The sequence below is a fragment of the Hymenobacter lapidiphilus genome (genome assembly GCF_013377885.1).
GTDB classification, from domain to species: Bacteria; Bacteroidota; Bacteroidia; order Cytophagales; family Hymenobacteraceae; genus Hymenobacter; species Hymenobacter lapidiphilus.
In genome coordinates this window covers 84,552-102,115 of record NZ_JABKAU010000009.1, presented here as the reverse complement: position 1 = coordinate 102,115, position 17,564 = coordinate 84,552, and the positions used below count along the sequence as shown (strand labels likewise).

14 protein-coding genes are annotated in these 17,564 nt (G+C 63.5%); 4 read left to right on the top strand and 10 right to left on the bottom strand.

The window, feature by feature from the left end; genetic code table 11:
- The first annotated feature begins 64 nt into the window (after window positions 1-64).
- On the top strand, window positions 65-2,377 hold the full coding sequence (locus tag HW554_RS06840; protein WP_176907836.1) for a T9SS type A sorting domain-containing protein: 2,313 nt from the start codon (window positions 65-67) through the stop codon (window positions 2,375-2,377).
- Window positions 2,378-2,477: 100 nt separating this feature from the next.
- On the opposite strand, the gene HW554_RS06835 is transcribed toward HW554_RS06840, so the two are convergent.
- Both HW554_RS06835 and HW554_RS06830 read right to left on the bottom strand, forming a co-directional pair.
- A complete protein-coding gene (locus tag HW554_RS06835; protein WP_176907835.1) occupies window positions 2,478-3,533 on the bottom strand; it encodes a 5-methylcytosine restriction system specificity protein McrC in 1,056 nt (351 codons plus the stop codon).
- A 155-nt stretch (window positions 3,534-3,688) separates the two neighbouring features.
- Entirely contained in the window at window positions 3,689-5,032 is a 1,344-nt protein-coding gene (locus tag HW554_RS06830; protein ID WP_176907834.1) for an McrB family protein, read from the bottom strand.
- A gap of 365 nt (window positions 5,033-5,397) precedes the next feature.
- On the opposite strand from HW554_RS06830, the gene HW554_RS06825 reads away from it, so the two are divergent.
- On the top strand, window positions 5,398-5,841 hold the full coding sequence (locus HW554_RS06825; RefSeq protein ID WP_176907833.1) for a BLUF domain-containing protein: 444 nt from the start codon (window positions 5,398-5,400) through the stop codon (window positions 5,839-5,841).
- Window positions 5,842-5,990: 149 nt separating this feature from the next.
- Here the strand turns inward: HW554_RS06825 and HW554_RS06820 are convergent, their stop codons facing one another.
- The 3 genes from HW554_RS06820 to HW554_RS06810 form a co-directional block, all read right to left on the bottom strand.
- Window positions 5,991-7,028 carry a hypothetical protein gene (locus HW554_RS06820; RefSeq protein WP_176907832.1) on the bottom strand — a complete coding sequence of 346 codons (1,038 nt, stop codon included), beginning with the start codon at window positions 7,026-7,028 and terminating at the stop codon, window positions 5,991-5,993.
- 278 nt (window positions 7,029-7,306) lie between these two features.
- Entirely contained in the window at window positions 7,307-8,992 is a 1,686-nt protein-coding gene (locus tag HW554_RS06815; protein WP_176907831.1) for a M56 family metallopeptidase, read from the bottom strand.
- A complete protein-coding gene (locus HW554_RS06810; protein WP_176907830.1) occupies window positions 8,949-9,380 on the bottom strand; it encodes a BlaI/MecI/CopY family transcriptional regulator in 432 nt (143 codons plus the stop codon). Before HW554_RS06810 ends, HW554_RS06815 begins: the two co-directional genes overlap by 44 nt.
- Before the next feature lie 195 nt (window positions 9,381-9,575).
- Between HW554_RS06810 and HW554_RS06805 the strand changes: the two genes are divergently transcribed.
- Entirely contained in the window at window positions 9,576-10,811 is a 1,236-nt protein-coding gene (locus HW554_RS06805) for an alpha/beta hydrolase family protein (RefSeq protein WP_176907829.1), read from the top strand.
- Between the two features lie 29 nt (window positions 10,812-10,840).
- On the opposite strand, the gene HW554_RS06800 is transcribed toward HW554_RS06805, so the two are convergent.
- The 5 genes from HW554_RS06800 to HW554_RS06780 form a co-directional block, all read right to left on the bottom strand.
- Window positions 10,841-11,497 carry a plasmid pRiA4b ORF-3 family protein gene (locus HW554_RS06800; protein ID WP_176907828.1) on the bottom strand — a complete coding sequence of 219 codons (657 nt, stop codon included), beginning with the start codon at window positions 11,495-11,497 and terminating at the stop codon, window positions 10,841-10,843.
- 25 nt (window positions 11,498-11,522) lie between these two features.
- The gene (locus HW554_RS06795) at window positions 11,523-11,894 is read right to left on the bottom strand and encodes a hypothetical protein (RefSeq protein ID WP_176907827.1); all 372 of its coding nucleotides are present in this window, start codon (window positions 11,892-11,894) and stop codon (window positions 11,523-11,525) included.
- Between the two features lie 15 nt (window positions 11,895-11,909).
- The gene (locus HW554_RS06790; protein WP_176907826.1) at window positions 11,910-14,369 is read right to left on the bottom strand and encodes a penicillin acylase family protein; all 2,460 of its coding nucleotides are present in this window, start codon (window positions 14,367-14,369) and stop codon (window positions 11,910-11,912) included.
- 247 nt (window positions 14,370-14,616) lie between these two features.
- Window positions 14,617-15,201, bottom strand: a complete 585-nt coding sequence (locus HW554_RS06785; RefSeq protein ID WP_176907825.1) for a hypothetical protein — start codon at window positions 15,199-15,201, stop codon at window positions 14,617-14,619.
- Between the two features lie 160 nt (window positions 15,202-15,361).
- The gene (locus tag HW554_RS06780) at window positions 15,362-16,177 is read right to left on the bottom strand and encodes a septal ring lytic transglycosylase RlpA family protein (RefSeq protein ID WP_176907824.1); all 816 of its coding nucleotides are present in this window, start codon (window positions 16,175-16,177) and stop codon (window positions 15,362-15,364) included.
- A 455-nt stretch (window positions 16,178-16,632) separates the two neighbouring features.
- Here HW554_RS06780 and HW554_RS06775 point away from each other — a divergent pair, with 455 nt between their 5' ends.
- Window positions 16,633-17,547, top strand: coding sequence for a DUF72 domain-containing protein (locus HW554_RS06775; RefSeq protein WP_176907823.1), 915 nt, complete (start codon window positions 16,633-16,635; stop codon window positions 17,545-17,547).
- The last annotated feature ends 17 nt before the right edge of the window (window positions 17,548-17,564 follow it).

Here is a 17,564-nt window from a genome sequence, read left to right as displayed (position 1 = left end):
CGGCCGCTACCGCCATTTTCGGGCCGGCGCACAGTCCTTTTTTCCACCTCCCAATTCCCAGCGTATGAAACACCGTTTACTGTTCTTTTTTTCCTCATTACTGCTGCTGCTGGCCTGGGCCGGGCCGGTGGGGGCCGTTACCATTACCAGCACGGTGCTCAATGGGGCAGCCTTCTGCAAGGATGCCACCGTTCGCGTGAGCTACACGGTCAGCAACGGCACGCTCAATGGCAATAACGTCTTCACGGCCCAGCTCTCCGACCAGGCCGGCTCGTTCGCCGCGCCGGTAGCCATTGGTTCGATTGCCGGCTCGGCGGGCGGCACCATCACGGCCACCATCCCGGCTTCCATCGTAACCGGCATCGGGTACCGGGTGCGGGTAGTGGCCTCCGATCCGGTTACCACCGGCTCCGATAATGGCCAGGACCTGGCTATTACCAACATCGGCAGCGTTACGGCGGGCAGCAACTCGCCCCTGTGCACGGGCAGCAACCTGCTGCTGACGGCCTCCACCGTTTCGGGGGCCAGCTACGCCTGGACCGGCCCGAACGGCTTTACTTCGCAGCTGCAGAACCCCACCATTTCCAATGTGGGCGTTAACCGCTCCGGCACCTACAACGTGACGGCCAGCCTCAACGGCTGCACCAGTACGTCGGCGGTGGTCGTGACCGTGAATGCGCTGCCCATTGTCAATGTTAGCCCCCAGTTCACGAATATCTGTTCCGGCGAATCCGTTGGGCTGAATGCCACCGGGGGCACCAGCTACCGCTGGAGCCCGGCCACCGGCCTCAGCAATCCGAACATAGCCAACCCCACGGCCTCGCCGGTAGGCTCCACCATTTACACCGTAACGGTAACCAATGCATCGGGCTGCGAGGCCACGAGCCAGGTAACGGTGAACGTGCGCGCGACGCCAGTGCTCACCGTGTCGGCCAACCAGACAATCTGCGCCGGCAGCTCGGTGTCGTTGTCGGCTACCGGGGCCCAGAACTACCTGTGGTCGCCGAGCACCGGTCTGAGCAACCCTCGCTCGGCCAACCCCGTGGCTTCGCCCACTCAAACCACGACCTACACCGTAACCGGCGACAACACCAACTGCACGGCCACGGCCCAGGTTACGATAACCGTGGAAGCCGCCCCTATCCCCGACGCCGGCCCCGACCGGGTGCTGTGCTCCGGGCAGTCGGTGCAGCTAGGCACTCCGGCCGTGGCCGGGCTCACCTACAGCTGGTCGCCTTCGACGGGCCTGAGCAGTCCTACGGCCGCCCAGCCCACGTTTTCGATTCCCAACACCACGACTACCCCGCGTACCTACTTCTTCACGCTCACGGCCATTACACCCAACGGCTGCGTGGGCAGCAAAGCCGTGCGCGTAACCGTGAACCCGGCCATCACGGCCGACGCCGGTTCGGCCCAGGCGCTTTGCTCGGGTGGTTCGGTGCAGTTGGGTACGGCGGCTTTGGCGGGCTATACTTACCAGTGGAGCCCGGCCACCGGCCTGAGCAGTGCCACGGTAGCCCAGCCAACGCTTACGCTTACCAACACCACCACCGCGCCTGTTACCCAAACCTATACCGTCACGGCGTCTTCCAACGGATGCGCCAGCACCAGCCAGGTAACACTCACAGTTAACCCGCTTACCACGGCGGGCTTTGCGTACAGCGGGGCAGCGTTCTGCCAGAGCAACGCGCCGCTGGCCGCCACCATCAGCGGCACCAGTGGAGGGCTGTTCTCGGCAGGTGCGGGCCTGAGCCTGAACGCCCAGACCGGCGCTGTTAATCTGGCGGCCTCTACCCCGGGCAGCTACACCGTCACCTACAGCGTGGGCGGCCCCTGCCCCAGCACCAGCAGCGTGCCCCTGACCATCAACCCCACGCCGGCCACCCCCACGGTCAGCATCCAGTACAGCGGCACTACCGCCACGCTTACCAGCAGCGCCCCCACCGGCAACCAGTGGTACCGCAGCGGCGTGCTGATTCCGGGGGCAACGGCTCCAACCTACGTGGTAGATGCTCCGGCTCAGGCGGGTTTATACACTGTGGTTACGACCTCGGCGGCCGGCTGTGCTTCCGCCGCTTCCGCTCCGTTGGTAGTTACGGCCACAGCCAAACCGCTGGCCGGCTCCTCGCTGGAAGTGTACCCCAACCCCACCTTCTCCGGGCAGCTAACCCTAGCCCTGAGCGGCTACCGCAAGGTGGTCGAGGTAACGCTAATCAATGCCTTGGGCCAGGTCGTGCACCGGCGCACCATTATACCCCTTAATACCGGGGCCATCGTGCGCGAGCCGCTCGACCTGAGCGCCCAGCCGGCCGGAATGTACCTGCTGCGGGCCACGACGGAAGGCGGCACGGCCATCTACCGCATCGTGCGCGAGTAAGGTAAACCGGCTCGTATTGAGCTGGCAGGATGAGGAGGCTGCTACTTTGATGGGCTCACCTAAACAGGTGTGTGTCCGTTGGGTTAGCAGCCTTCCTCGTTTAGCGTTCCGCCAGCAGCGCCAGCAACGCTGCTGCAATGCCTTCCCAGGGTTGGTTGAGGTCGATGGTAACCACGCGCACGGGGTGGCCGCCGAGGGTGTAGCGTAGGTCGACGGCCTGGGTGGCAGCGGGGTAGAGCAGGATGCCTTCGAGCTGCTGGCCGGGTTGCCGGGGCTGGTTTTGCAGGTAGGCGTAGAGCTGGTAGAGATGGGGCGAAATCAGCCGGGCCTGGTCGTGGTGGCGCTTGAGGGCGGCGGCGTAGTACTTGGTGTCGAGGATGATTTTACGGGCCGGGCTTTCGAGGGAGGTATCCGTAATCATGGCCGGCAGCAGCGCCAGCGCCTCGGGCGTTTCGGCCGCCGCCTGCCAGGCAATGGTTTCCGACGACACCCGAAACTGCCGCTGCTCCAGGCGGTAAAAGTTGCGCACGAACTGCTCGAACAGCCGGGCCATCAGCGGCTCGTCGCGCCGGAAGTCGCGGAACCGGGCCCGGCCGGCGGCGTTGGGCGTGGGCAGGGCGCTCAGGTGCAGTAGCTCGCACACGTTCAGTAGAAACCCGCCCAGCCCGGCCGGCCGCAGCCGCCGCGCCGCCCGCAGACTGGCCGCCCCCAACGGCCGCGCTACCACCGCCGCCGGAAACCGCCGCAGCGTCTGCCGGATTTGTAGGCGCTGCTCGGTGGGTAGCGCCCGGCTGCGGCTTAGCTGCTGCAGCGTGCCCCGCAGCAGCCCGGCCAGCGGCGCATCGGGGCTCAGCTCATCAAACGCGCACACCGCTCGGCCCCGGCGCGGCAAATCCTGGCTGAGCGTGGGCGTGAGCAGCACCCTTCCCCGCAGCTCCGGCAGCTCGGCGGTGCGCTCGGCATACGCCACCGGCAAACCCTGGCGCAGCAGCCTACGCGTGCCGCTCAGCAGCACCTGGGCCAGCAGCGGCAACGGCCGCTTAAACTCCTGCCCGCTCACTGCCCGCACCTCCGCTTCCTCGGGCAGCCGGTTCCAGGCGTAGCACAGCAGGTAGTACAGGTTCTGGATGGGAATCATGGAGTTGGTTTTAGCCATTAAAAAGCCACTCCAAGGTACGGAGGTCGATGTAGGGGCAGGGCTTGTCCCTGCCCGCCGTTGGACGGTCCGCGGTAGATTCGTTTAACGATAATCGTCTAATAGCGGGCGGGGACAAGCCCCGCCCCTACATCGACCTCCGTACCTTGGATTGACTACAACCCGGCCAGCAGCTTCTTTTTCTGGGCGGCGGCCTTGGCGGGTTGGTCGAGCCAGTAGTCGTCCAGCAGCGGGCCGATTTCCTGCTCCAGAATCAGGCGCAGCCACTCCAATGCTTCGGTGGGGTTGGTGGGGGGCTGGCAGAAGTAGCTGTGGCCCACGCAGAAATCGGGGCCCAGCTCGGGGTCGTCGGCAATGGCTTGGTTGAGGTCGAGGAGGCGGGTGGTGAGCAGTTGGGTGAGGGCCGCTGGCACGCCGTGGGCCGCCAGCAGTGCCCGCAGTGGCTTGCCGAATTCGGGCCGCAGACGCACGAAGGCGAAGCGGCGGCGCAAGGCGTAATCGAGCGGTGCCAGGCTGCGGTCGGCCAGGTTCATGGTGCCGATGACGAACACGTTTTCGGGCACGAAAAAGGGCGGGCTGCCGGCCGGGGCGTAGGGCAGGCGCACGGCGTGGGTGGGGCCGCGCTTGTCGGCCTCCAGCAACAGCAGCAGCTCCCCGAAAATGCGCGCCACGTTGCCGCGGTTCAGTTCGTCAATCAGCAGGAAATACGGCTGCTCGGGCTCCTGCGCGGCCCGGCGGCAGAACTCCACCAGCAGCCCGTCGCGCAGCCGGAACCCGCCCTGGCTGTCGGGCCGGAAACCCTGCACGAAATCCTCGTAGCTGTAGCTCGGATGAAACTGCACCAGCTCGATGCGGGCCGTATCGGTGCTGCCCTGTACCAGCCAGGCGAGTCGCCGCGCCAGGTAGGTTTTGCCTGTGCCCGGTGGGCCCTGCAGCAGCAGGTTGCGCCGCCGCGCCAAGGCCGCCCGCGCCGCCGTCAGCTCCTCATCGGCCAGGAATAGCTCGGCCCGCGCCATTTCCGGGGTGTAAGGCATGGGGGCCGACCGCTCGTAGGTGGCCGGTGGCTCGTGGGCTTCGGCTGGCGCGGTGGCTTCGTTCGTTTCCGCAGCGACAGGTTTGACGGGTGCTTTTTTGGGTGGTGCGGTTTCGCGGGGCGAGCCGGTGTACAGGTCCTCCGCCTGCTGCTGGGCCGCTACGTCGCCGTCGAGCAGCGGCGAGTTTTCGAGGGTGGGGCGCTTGGTAGCAATAGTGAAATCCAGCGCTTCCAGGGCCTGGTTGGTGGGCGCCCCCGCCCGTAGCGGCCACTTGGCTTCGGGTTGCCCGGTGGCCAGCCGGTAAGCCAGTTGTGCCACCTGCCGCGGAGCGTAGCGCCGGCCCCGGTACACGAGGTCATATACGGTGCTCAAGGGCATCTGCAGGCCGTTCTGGTCCAGCTGGCGCAGGGCCCGAAGCACTTGGTCGCGGGTTAATAGGAGAGCGGAGGAAGGAGGAATGGCCATGCGGTTAAATGTACGGGCAAAAACCCGTCGCCTGCCAGAACCACTGGTTCCTTGTGGTCTCTGTAACGGTACTCATTCTCGGGTTTTCCTTGCAATGCATGGAGTTAAGAAAGCAGAGCATACGCAAAAGGGTTGCGCAAGTGCGTAGCGCGAAGCCGGAGCTTCGCGCCTAATCGAACCCACTTGGTTAACCTTCAGCAGCGATGCGCGAAACCGGAGCTTCGCGCTACACTCTCTTTGCGTACGTCCTATAAAGTATGAACGAAATGCTATGTTTGCGTCAGGTATTTACCTGGCCCGGTTTTTTGATAAGGGTCGCATGCTTTTCTGGCTTCCAACCTGTAATGAGCCATTTCCTTCCCCAAATGTATCATCTGGTTTATACGAGCATTGCCACTGTCGCATTTAGTCCCGCCGATTTGCAACAGTTTCTGGTGTGGTGGCGCGCCAAAAACAGCCGGCTGGGCCTGACGGGCATACTCATCTACGGCGGCGAGGGAGATATTATTCAGGTACTGGAGGGCAGCCAGCCGCAGGTAGAGGCCTTGTTCACCATAATCGAGCAGGATTCGCGGCACCGCAATGTCGTTAAGCTGGCTGCCGGCTCCATTGAGCAGCGGCTGTTCGGCGAGTGGGCCATGGGCTTCCGGATGCTGGATTCGGCCGCCTTGCACTTTCTGGCCGGCTACGCCAACCCCAACGAGCCCGATTTCCTGGCCGCTGCCCTCGCCAATGCCGAGGCTGACGACGAGCTGCTAAACCTGCTGCGCGAATTTGCCGACTCGCGCCCCGATGAGCTGCCGTGCTGAAATCCTGCCGCTACCTGAGCCTCTCCTAAAAGCAAACGCCCCCGACGTAACAACGTCAGGGGCGTTTGCTTTGAATCGTAGTCGAGCGCCTGATGAGAGCACCACTGTTGCGTGGTGGCTTTCGTCGCGCCGGTTCGCTTATCTACCGCTTACTGGTACTGGATATAAAGCGGCGAAGGCGTGAGGGCAATAACCTCCGAGGGCGTCATGATGTGGTGGGGCTTGGGCCGGGCGTCGTACTCGTAGAAGATTTTGAATCCGGTGTACTGCACGGGCTCGTTGGCGACGTACGCCTTGTAGGAGTCCTTCTTCAGCACGGGGTCGCCGTGGCCGTCCATGTGCATCACCACCTGCACGCGCGGGTCGAGCTTGATGTTTTTGTAGTTGCTCACCATTTTGCGGGTGAAGCGGTGCACGGTGAGCACCTTGGGCGGGAGCTTATTCTCGCTCACGATGCGCGCCAGGAAATTGATGGTGAAGTTGATATCCTTAGCGTCGAGCGTGCCGATTTTCTGGTTCGGGCGCACGCCGGGCATGGTAGCCAGCGAAAACTCGGGGTCGATGCCCAGGTGAACGATGGGGTCTTTGAGGTACTGCTCCAGCTTAGGCAGCTCGGCCTGCAGGGTACTGTGGCCCGGCTGCACATCGAGGAACACAATTACATTGTGCTCCTTTCCCCAGCTGATAACCTCCTCAATAGTGGCTTTAGAGTTCATCAGGCGCCACTTACCGTCTTTGCCAGCGGTGCCCTGGGCCGTGATGGTGACGTTGTGGATGGCACCCTGCACGGGGCGGCTGGGGTCGGCGGCCTGCCACTCGCCCAGCACCTTTTTCAGCTTCCGAAACATCTGCTCCTTGGGCTCGCGGCCCAGAATGCCCATGCCCTTCGAGCGGATGTTGCCATAGAAAGCCACAATGCGCTTGCCCGGCAGAATGGCGCCCGGCAGCTGCCCGCTCACCTTCACAATCGAGTCGGCCTTGAGCGAGTCGCGGCGCATGGCCAGGCGCTGCAGCGCGGCCGAATCAACCACGACGGGCTGCTGCACCGAGTCGGCGGCCAGAGTGGCGGCTTCGGAGTCGGTGGCCGAGCGCGAGCCGCAGCCGGGTAGCGCAGCAAGAGAGAAGGCAAGGCCCAGGGCAGCCAGTGCGGGGGCCGTGAGGCGGGTAAGGGTCGAGAGGTAAGCCACTAAAACAACGGGAATTGAAGGCGAATGGAACTACGAAGGTGCGGCTTTTGCAGCTTACTTTCAACCGCAAGCCAACCAGCAGCAGCTAAAACACCAAACAAAACGCCGCCCGAGGCATCTCGGGCGGCGTTTTAGGCTGGCTGAATGGCCATCAGAAGTTAGTTTAGTGCGAAAGTGATGCAAACATTGTACTGCACGGCTACGGCCTGCCCGTTCTGTCGGCTTGGTGTCCACTTGCCGGGCAGGGTACGCACCGCGTTTAGGGTGACCCTGGCAGTCTATCGGGTTATATTTTTAAAGATTGTAGGGGCATACTTGTCCGCATTCTTTTGCACCTCAACGGCCTGGATTTTACTATCGGCCCCCACGATGAGATATATGTAGCTCCGGCTGTTTTTCCTCGTCGCCAGCGCAGCGGGCGTATTGTTGGTTTTTTTAATTTGATCAGAGATAAGTTGCTCAGAGTAATTGTCGCCCGGCTGGAGGTTTGGGACGGGCTGGGAGCCAGGTATATGAATGGCAATGTAACTAACTCGTCCGGGCCGCACCGTTGGCCGGGTATCCGCGCCCGGCGCGTCGCCGGAACTGGGCCGGGCCGCTGGCGGCGGCGGCGGTGATGGCAATGGCGAGGCGGCATCTGTAAACCCCTCGTTCGCGAACGTAATCGGGATGGTATAGTAAACCGGTAGCACCTTGCCGTTCTGTTGGCCCGGTGTCCACTTGCCGGGCAGGCTGCGCACGGCTTTCAGGGCGGCCTCATCGAACTGTCGGGCTACCTCCGGGCTCATGCCAGGTTTGGCCGCACCCTGCGTAATCTCGGCCGCCTGCACAGTACCATCGGTACCTACGATAAACCGCACGAAAGTTCGGCCCTGCGCTTTGGCGGCCAGCGCGGCGGCCGGGTACTGGATGGTCTTACCCAAGTCGCTCATCAACTGAGCCATACCCCCAGCGTATTGGGGCATCTGCTCCACGTAGGTATAAACGGCCGGCGGCGGCGGTGGTGGCGGAGTAATGAACTCCTTGTTGCAGGCAGCTAAACCGAGCAGCAGGCCGGTCGCTACGGGCAGCGGGAGCCAGCGTTTCCAACGGCGGCGGGGGGCGGAAGTCGTTAGCATACGAATGCGGGTTAAAGTGAATGAAGAAGTAAACGAATGGGCCAGGGGTAAGTCGGGGCGGAGTGGGCCCAGCGCCAGACGCGCCAGCAGCGACGGATAGGCGGTGGCAATGGCCGGGGCGTGGGCAGCCGAGCGCACGGCGGCGGCATCGGCCAGAAACTCGTGAATTTGGGTTAGGGCCGGGGGCAGCAGATGCGCGAAGGGCACCGGCCAGAGCAGCACCCGCGCTACTTCCAGCAACAGCCGCTCGTGGGTGTGGTGGCCGCGCACGTGGGCCAGCTCGTGGGCCAGCACGGCCCGAATCTCGGCCGGCGCGAGCGGGGCGGTTTCATCCCAAAAAATCAAGCGGCCAAACGAGCTGACGGGCCGCTGCCCCCCAGTGCAAACCAGCACACAATCGGGCCGGACTTCGCGGGGGAAGTGGCGGGTGCTGCGGTGCAGGTGCAGCAGTTGGCCCGCCAGGCGCAGCAGCTCTAGCAGCACCCCGGCCCCGTACAGTCCTAGCAGCCAGGGCAACTGATCGGCCGTCGGGTTCTGACTTAGCTCCCGCACCGTGACGGTCAACGGCAGCAAACCGCCGTTCAGCAGCCCCACGCCACCGGCTGCGGGGGCCGGTAGCCAGCCGTTCAGCCATTCGCCTAGTGTTGGGCCCAGTGCCGAGAGTAGCGGCGGGAGCAGCAGCGCCACCCAGGGTAGCACCAGCAAGAAGCGCCGGTTGAAGTCGAAAAACCGTTCCTGTTGCAGCGCGAAGCGGTACAGCAGCCAGCCCGCGCCCAGCACCAGCGTGCTTTGCAGGCCCCAGCTAAGCAGGGCGGCCGTCGTGGTCGGAGGCAGGGTCGGTAGCATCGGGCGGGACGTTGGGGGTGGTGGGTTGGGCGTGGCGTAGCAGCTCTTCCAGCTGCGCGGCGTCGAGGTTTTCTTCCTGGGCGAAAAACGATACCAACCGGCTGAACGATCCGCCGAAGTAGCCGCCCAGCAGTTTGCCCAGCGAGAAGCGCCGGTACTCGTCGCGGGCCACCAGGGCGTGGTAGCGGTGGGTGCGCCCGAAGGCCTCGTGGCCCACAAAGCCCTTCTGCTCCAGAATGCGGATAATGGTGGACACCGTGGTGACGGCCGGGCGCGGTTCGGGCAGCGCGGGCACCACATCCTTCACGAAGGCGGGGCCGTGCTGCCAGAGCACCTGCATCACCTGCTCTTCGGCGCGGGTCAGCTCAGGAAAAGTAGGGTCGGGCATGGGGTGGTTGGTTTTTGGTGATTGGTTTTCGGGCAATAGTCCGGGTAAACTGGTGAATCAAATATTAAACTAATTTATTAGTTATACAACTATAATTTTGGCTGGAATGTAAAATCGGCTTCTCCAGCCTCTATCGGAACAGGGAGGGAACGGACTGCGTTGGGTGGGTTCGACTGACAATCAACCCGCCCCTTTGTGCTGAATACCCGTATTTTTCGTTCTTCCGTATCCGGCTGGGCCGTGGCGCTGCTGTGGCTGACGCTGCTCGGCGTAGCACCTGGCTGCAAGAGCAACTCGCCCGAGCCTACCGTTGTAGCCCCGCCCACTTCTCCGCCGCCGGTGGCGCCGCCCGCGCCGGTGCTGGTGGGCAGCAGCCTTATTGGCGAGTACACCCCGGCCGAGCTGGCGGCGCGGGTAGCAGATATTCCGCTGGTGGGCGCGTTGGCCCGCTATCCGGTGCGGGTGTACCGCCTCACCTACACCACCCGCAGCACCGACGGGCAGGCGGTAACGGCCTCGGGCGCGGTGCTGGTGCCGGTAGCCCCGGCGGCGGTGCCCGTCATCAGCTACCAGCACGGCACGCTGCAGCCCGACGAGGAAAACCGCGCCCCCTCGTATTACAGCTCCCGCAGCGAAATCTGGTCGGCCGTGTCGGTGCTGGCGGCCACGGGCTACGTGGTGTCGGCCCCCGACTACCTGGGCTACGGCGCCTCTAAGGCCCTGCCGCACCCCTACGAGCACGGCGCCTCGCTGGCCTCGGCCTCGGCCGATATGTTGCGGGCCACCCGCGAGTTCTGCGAACAGCAGAAAATCAACATCAACCAGAAAAACTTCCTGCTCGGCTACTCCGAGGGCGGCTACGCCACGATGGCGCTGCACCAACTGCTGGAAGAAAAGTATGCGGCCACGCTGCCCGTTACGGCCAGCGCCCCCGGGGCCGGGGCCTACCACAAATCGGCCTTCGCCAAGTACATCCTCAACTCGACGGAGCCGCTGAATTTCCTGAGCACCTACGTGTGGGTGCTGCGCACCTACGACCGGGTGTATCAGCTGAACCGCCCACTCAGCTACTACTATCAGCAGCCCTACGCCAACCGCCTGCAGGCCGACCCGTTCAGCGCCGTGCCCCGGCAGGCCGCCGAACTGTTCGCGCCTACCTTCCGCCAGGCCGTGCTCACCAACTCCGACCTGGCCCTGACGGCCACGCTAACCGCCAACGACGTGTACGACTGGCAGCCGCGTGCTCCGCTGGCCCTGTTCCACGGCACCCAGGATGACTACGTACCCTTCTTCAACTCGGAAGACGCCTACAAGGCCATGCGTGCCCGCGGCGCTACCAATGTCGAGCTATGGCCTATCCAGGGCGGCACCCACTTCAGTGCCGCTCCGGTCTACACCCTGCAAGCCTATGCATTCATTTCGCAGTTTTAGCGGCCAGACCGCAGGCTTCAGTAGAGCGGTTAATCGGCTGCCGGGCGTCGTGCTTGGTGGGCGGCCAGCAGTCGGTTTTGTTCGGCCACAATTTGGGGCATAAAGGTCAGGTTATGGTTGTAGCGCGCCAGGTCGAACGCATCGGGGTCGAACTTGCCCAGCCCGGCATACTCGCTGGGCATGCGCTTGCGCTTGCCAGCGGCCTTTTTGGCCAGCAGGTCGAGCAGCTGCTCATAGCCCGGGATGCCGCCCATGTCTTCGAGCGGGGCCGCGCGCTTGCCGCCCAAGCACTGTATGGCCGGCGCGGGCGCTGCCGGGACCAGGGCTGTCACCTGCTCCACCACTATGTCGTGCTGCCAGTCATCCCCGAAATCGTAGGTGTAGGTCAACTGATTGGTGGGCGCGGTCAGAATGGCGTTCAACGGCACTGTGCGCGGGTCCTGGGGTGCTGGCTCATCGTCAAACAGCGGGTCTTCGGCCCCTAGTGAGGGAGAACCCGCCCGGAACCGGGTAGCGCCGCGCGTGTGCTGGCGAAACTCGAACAGGTGGTAGCTTTCCCAGTCAAACAAAATCTGGAGCGCGAAATGCAGTTCCCAGAACGTGAGCGTATCGGGCACCGTCAGGCGCCGCCATACCGGCGGGCTGGTGTAACGTAGGGTGGCCTTAAGCGTGAGTAGGTTCGCCATACTGGAATATGTTTTGGTGGAAGAACTAGTGAACCTGATGGATGCCCGGCGTGCTGGCCCGCCGCCCCCACGCGCCGGCCAGAGCCGCTAGGCCGCCCACCAGACCGGCCAGCAGACCACTAACCAGCACCAGCAGCCAGGAGTTACCGCCCAATGGCAGCAGCGTAGCCACGCGGCTGGCCAGCAAGCCCGCGCCATTGAGGTTGAGCCAGGCAGCAGGCAGCCACCAGCCGAGCGCCACGCCCAGCAGCCCGGCCCCGAAAGCGGCCCGGGCTGAACCGCCCCGCCAAGCCGCCAGCCCCAGGCACAGCGGCCCCACCACCCACCACGGCAGTAGCAATTGAGCTAGGCTGGCCAGCACGAAAATCAGCAGGAAGAGGATAAAAAACGATTTCATAGGAATTGGGCTGGCCTACTTCTCCAGCCGCCAGGCGGCTTGCAGGCGGGGGTGGTTTTCGTCGGCGGCCTGCAGAAACACCAGCTCGTCGAGGCGGCCGGTGCGCCAGCTTTCCAGCATGTCGTCGTAGTACACGGAGGCCGGATTGCCGCTCTGGCCGCCGGGGAAGATGCCGTAGGCCCGCACCGGCGTGGCCAGGTCCACGACCATGCGCCAGGAGGGGCCGTTGCGCGCGCCGGTAGCATTCACGCTGCCGGGGCTGCCGCCGCACCACACGTCGGCGTGGCCGAAGCCGGGTAGCTGGGCCAGGTGGTTGATGTCGGTGCTTTTCTGGTTGGCCCAGGCCCATTTCGGCCCCATTGGCCCGAATTTGCGGGTCAGCGAGTCCATGGCAAACTTCCATGATGCTGCCAGCAGGTCGGGGGCGGTTTCTTTTTGCGTAGTGCGCCGGTCGTCGAGCCAAGGGCTGCCGGGCTCCGCGAGCAGCAGTTGGTTGGTTCGGTCGCGGGCCGGAAAGCGCATTTTCGAACCGATGGCGGATTTACCGAAATCGTCTTCCCAGAGCCGCTGCACCAACTCTTGGTACCACAGTTCGAAAAGAGTGGCCCCCACGGATTCTGCGGAATAATGATACTTCCAACGGGCCAGCAAGCGGCGGGCCGCGGCCCCGGGAGCCGCCGTTGCGCCACTGGCTTCGGTAACGGGCAGGTTCGTCAGCATCCAGGGCAGCATCCGTTGCGCGTTCAGCCCCAAATCATCGTTCTGCAACACCCGTAGCGTGTCGGCGGTGGCTTGGCGCATGTGGGCCAGCTGCCCGTTGATGCGGTGGGCCCGGTCCCAGGGGGCGTAATCCCAGCCCAGGTAATACGGGTAGCCCGGCCCGGCCGAGTGCTGGTTGGCCGACGACACGTAGCCGCGGGCCGGGTTGAGCACCCGCGGCGTCTGGCTCATCGGTATCCAGCCTTGCCAGTCCTGGCGCGGATCCGAGCCGTCGAGGATGAACTTGCCCTGCCCGGCGTATTTGAGCGGGAAGCGGCCGTTGGGCCGAATAGCCACGTCGCCGGTGCGGCTGGCGAAAATGAAGTTCTGGGCCGGCGAGGCGTAGGTGCGCAGGGCCCGGTCGTAGTCGGCATAGTTACGGGCGCGGTTGAGCTTCACGAAGGCCAGCACCTCGTTGGCCCCGGTGGCCTCGTGGGCTGTCCAGCGCAGGGCGTGGCGCACGGGCGTCTGCTGGTTGAAGACCGTTTCATTCTGGTCGTACACCACCGGGCCGTGGTGGGTGTAAAGCACGGTATCGAGGCGGTCGGGGAGGCCGCGCACGGCAATGCGCTCCACCATTCGGCGCACTGGTTTCCAGCGCCCGGCGTGCCAGTATTCGCGCCGGCTGGCATCTTTGAACTTCAGCTGATACCAGTCGAGCACGTCGCCGCCCACGTTGGTTACGCCCCAGGCCACATCGGCATTGAAGCCGATGATAACGGCCGGCGCGCCCGGAATGGTCACGCCGTACACGTTCTGGGTTGGCCCATGCAGCTGCACCTGGTACCAGATGCTGGGTAGATTGAGCTGCAGATGCGGGTCGTTGGCCAGCAGCGGCTTGCCCGAAGCGGTGCGTGAGCCGGCCACCGCAAAGTTGTTGGAACCCAGTTCGGCATCGGGCTCGCGGCTGGGCACCAGGCCCGACACGGCGGCAGCAAACGGCAGGGGCGGCGCTGGTGGCAGCGGAAGCGGCTGGAAATCGAGCGGCGCGCCGTCGGGCACCACTGGGTCGGCGCGGAACGGAAAGTCGGGAAACAGGTCGCGCGTGACTTCAGGGCCGTATTTGCTCAGAATGTTGCTCAGGCGCAAATCGTCGGAGCGGCCGCTCAGGTCCCAGGCCATCAGCTTAAGCAGTAGCGCCGATTTAAGGGGCGTCCAGGGTTCAGGCGCGTAGTCGAGCATTTTGTACTCGAATGGATACTCCTTGGGGCTTAGCTGGCCGATGTAGGCATTCACGCCCGCCGCATACGACTCCAGTACCAGCCGCGTCGTGTCGTTTTTCAGCATTTCGCGCAGCGAGTTTTCGGCCCCAAACGGCAGGCCCATGCGGCGCTGAAACCGGTCGTACTCCAAAGCCCGCTCGCCTACCACTTCCGAAATCCGGCCGGCCGCCACGCGGGTCATAAATTCCATCTGCCAGAGCCGGTCGCGGGCCGTGAGGTAGCCCTGGGCATAATACAGGTCGTGGTCGTTTTCGGCGAAGATGTGGGGCACGCGCCGGTCATCAAACCGCACGCGCACCGTTTGGTGCAGGGCGGGCAGGCGCAGGGTTTGCTGGTCGGGGAAGTCGGCGGCCGTTTCGCCGTTCTGCCAGAAGCCGCCGTAGGGGCTCAGCAGCCGGGCCACGGGGGGCACGTCGCCCTGTTTGGTATTCAGCACCCAGGCCAACACAACGGCCGAGAGTAGGGCCAGCACAGGTTTCAGCCAACGCAGCATACGCAATCCGGTTTTTAGGGAGCCGGAAGGTAGCAAATGCCGGGCGTTGTTGCGGTTGAGAGAACAGGCTGCCCTGATGAACCACAATCCTAGCGGGGCTATATGTGGGTAACAAACCAATCAACAACCATAAGGCCCCGGCAGAGTGATACCGACCGTTAAACGATTGGTGTCACCCCGCCAGGGCTTTGGTAGGCCAGGCGGAACAGATGCGTGAAGAAGCAGGCCGCTTCAGCCTGCTCCGTCGTTAGTTTTTGGGTAGGTAAATGCGGAAGCCCAGGTTAAGGCCCAGCGAGCCGCCGCCAAAGGCGTCTCTGTCGCCGCTGTTGAGTTGATAGGCGACCAGGCCCTCCAGGCCCACAGCCGGGGTGATGAAGTAAGAGTAGCCCAAACCGGCTTTGCCCAGGAAGTTTACGTAAGTATCAGAATCATCTCTTCCGCTAAGGCCGCCTTTAAAGCGGGTGCTGTTGAGTACTCCCCCCGCGCTCAACTCGCCAAATACCCGGTGTTTGCTCTCCGAAGGCACATAGTAGCGCAGCCAGGGTAGCAGCCCCAGGCTCAACCCACGGTTGCTAGTGCCATCGGCAACGTCGAGCTTAAGGCGGGAGTAGCTGAACGGCAGGGCAGCTCCCACGGCCAGGTTATCGGCCACGAACACCCCCACTGATGGAATCAGGGTTCCGGAGAAGCGTTTTGTATAGCTGTTTTTCTCAAACGTGAAGTCGCCACCGCTCAAACCGAGTACGCGGGTGCCCTGGGTGGTTTGGGCTTGGGCGGCATTGCCTGCCAGGAGGCCCCCCGCCAGAAGTGGGAGGAAAAGAAATTTACGCATTGGTACTATATAATAGAAGATGAATGGATGCGCGAATAACGGCACTACAAACCATAAATTGCCCTGCTCAGGCGCTTCAAAGCCCGTTGCGCCACTTTCCTGGGGTAGGAGAGTGGCGCAACGGGCTTTCGTAGGCGGTACCAGTCGTGGGCTGCGGCTGCTATAGGTTTTCGGTTTGGCGTACCAGGCCGGCCACGCCGGCGCGGGCCAGGCGCAGGCGCAGGGCGTTGGCCTCGGCGGCGGTGGCAAAGCGGCCCACAACTACCCGGTTAAGCGTTTTGCCCTGGGCCGAAGTGCCAGTGATGGTGGTAATATACATGGCCGGCTCCAGGCCCTGAATCTTGTCCATCACGGCGCGGGCATTGCGCACGTCGCCGAAAGTACCGGCCTGCACCACAAAAGAAGCGGTTGGCTCGGCCTTCAGGGCCAGGTCGGCGGCTTCGGTGGTGCCGGCAGCAATGTTGGTGTGCAATACCGCCGTTTCAATGGGGTCAGCGGCCAGGGCCTGCAGGTCGTCGGGGGCGTTGGTGGGGCCCAGGGGCGTAGTTTCGGGCACCACTTCGGCCACTACCGATACGGCGCCCTGCGTGATGATGCCCAGCGGCCGGGCGGCCACTTCGGCCAGATCGAGGATGCGCTGGTGGCGGAACGGGCCGCGGTCGGACACGCGCACTACCACTGCCTCGCCGGTTTTGGGGTTCGATACGCGCAGGCGGGTGCCAAAAGGCAGCGTTTTGTGGGCGCAGGTGTACTTGTTGCGGTCGAACCGCTCGCCGCTGCTGGTGCGGCGGCCCTGGAACTCGCGGCCGTACCAGGAGGCCCGGCCCCGCAGAATAGTGCTCTTTTTGGCGGTAGTGGCGGCTTTTTCGTCGTCCGTGGGGCGGGCGGTGCGGGCGGTGGCCGGTTGCAGCGTCAGCAGGGCCATCAGGCCAACTAGCAGCAAGCTTGATACATACCGTCGGTAGAGCACTTTCATCCGGGAACCAGTTGGTGAGTGCGACAAATCTAGAAGCGTCTGCCAAAGCACCACTAACAGGTCAAACCGTGTTCGTACACATTTGCATTAGAAATTGATCTTTTTTTATAAACGTTGTATTTAATTAATTTAAAATGCAGCCATCAAATGAGCGTTTGTGTTTAGTTGATACGCATTTTGTACTCTTTTCAGACGGTACAACAGTCTCTCGAGAAATGCGACTATCTGCTGGTGAAAAAATTCGGGCTTCCGATAGCTGAAGTAGTCGGCAGGGTGGTTGCAAATGTCCGGTAATTGTAGTAGGAGGAAGTAAGGAACAGCCGGTTGTTTAGGAGGGTGTGTCATGCTGAGCATGTGGCGCACCCTGGTTCTATGCGCCACATGCTCAGCATGACACACCCTCCCAAACAACCGGCGATTAGCAATCGCCAACTCTCGACTGCTTACCTTCGGGAATGGATTTTGGCCGCCTTTCCGACCTGCGCTACGTTGATTTCCGGCTGCCCGCCGACCACCCCGAAACGGCCGCCGTACTGGCCCGGGCGCTGCCCACGCAGCCGGCCCCGCCGGCCGTGTACGTGGGCTGCCCTATCTGGACCAATAAGGCCTGGTTGGGCTCCTATTTTCCACAGGGCATTAAAGATGCCGACTACCTGCACCACTACGCCCGGCAGTTCAACAGCATCGAGCTCAACACCACCCACTACCGCATCCCCGACGCGCCCACCGTGCGCAAGTGGCGCGAAGCGGTACCCGAGTCGTTCCGGTTCTGCCCCAAAATCCCGCAAGTAATCAGCCACGACCGGGCGCTGTACAATGCCGATGACCTGACAACGAGCTTCTGCCGCGCCATTGAGGGGCTGGGGCCCACGCTGGGCCACGCGTTTCTGCAGTTGCCTCCTACCTTTGGGCCCGAGCACCTGCGGCGGCTGGAGCGCTACCTGCTCGATTTTCCGGCCTTCGTGCCGCTGGCTGTGGAGCTGCGCCACCCTGGTTGGTTTTCCGATGCCGGCCTGCTGGCTACCGTAACGGCCATGCTCGAAGCCCTGGGCAAGCCTTTGGTCATCAGCGACGTGGCCGGCCGCCGCGACGCGCTGCACCAGCGCCTAACCACGCCCACGGCCTTCGTGCGCCTCAACGGCCACGGCCTCATCGATTCCGACTTCCGCCGCGCCGACGACTGGGCCGCCCGCGTGGCTGGCTGGCTCGAAGCGGGCCTGCATACGGCTTACCTGTTCATCCACCAGAAAGATATTTTGCACTCCCCGTTGTGGGCCGAGCACTTCCTACGTCGCCTGCACGAGCTGACCGGTATGGCCGTACAACCGCCCCGGGTAATTCCGCAGCCGGTGCAGGGTAGCCTGTTTTAGGAGAGGAATAATCAGCA

Excerpts from the sequence above, each read along its gene's own strand:
- HW554_RS06825 (WP_176907833.1), top strand. The coding sequence starts at position 5,398 with ATGTATCATCTGGTTTATACGAGCATTGCCACTGTCGCATTTAGTCCC.
- HW554_RS06780 (WP_176907824.1), bottom strand. The coding sequence starts at position 16,177 with ATGAAAGTGCTCTACCGACGGTATGTATCAAGCTTGCTGCTAGTTGGC.
- HW554_RS06840 (WP_176907836.1), top strand. The coding sequence starts at position 65 with ATGAAACACCGTTTACTGTTCTTTTTTTCCTCATTACTGCTGCTGCTG.
- HW554_RS06795 (WP_176907827.1), bottom strand. The coding sequence starts at position 11,894 with ATGAAATCGTTTTTTATCCTCTTCCTGCTGATTTTCGTGCTGGCCAGC.
- HW554_RS06835 (WP_176907835.1), bottom strand. The coding sequence starts at position 3,533 with ATGGCTAAAACCAACTCCATGATTCCCATCCAGAACCTGTACTACCTG.
- HW554_RS06815 (WP_176907831.1), bottom strand. The coding sequence starts at position 8,992 with ATGCTACCGACCCTGCCTCCGACCACGACGGCCGCCCTGCTTAGCTGG.
- HW554_RS06790 (WP_176907826.1), bottom strand. The coding sequence starts at position 14,369 with ATGCTGCGTTGGCTGAAACCTGTGCTGGCCCTACTCTCGGCCGTTGTG.
- HW554_RS06810 (WP_176907830.1), bottom strand. The coding sequence starts at position 9,380 with ATGCCCGACCCTACTTTTCCTGAGCTGACCCGCGCCGAAGAGCAGGTG.
- HW554_RS06775 (WP_176907823.1), top strand. The coding sequence starts at position 16,633 with ATGGATTTTGGCCGCCTTTCCGACCTGCGCTACGTTGATTTCCGGCTG.
- HW554_RS06800 (WP_176907828.1), bottom strand. The coding sequence starts at position 11,497 with ATGGCGAACCTACTCACGCTTAAGGCCACCCTACGTTACACCAGCCCG.
- HW554_RS06830 (WP_176907834.1), bottom strand. The coding sequence starts at position 5,032 with ATGGCCATTCCTCCTTCCTCCGCTCTCCTATTAACCCGCGACCAAGTG.
- HW554_RS06785 (WP_176907825.1), bottom strand. The coding sequence starts at position 15,201 with ATGCGTAAATTTCTTTTCCTCCCACTTCTGGCGGGGGGCCTCCTGGCA.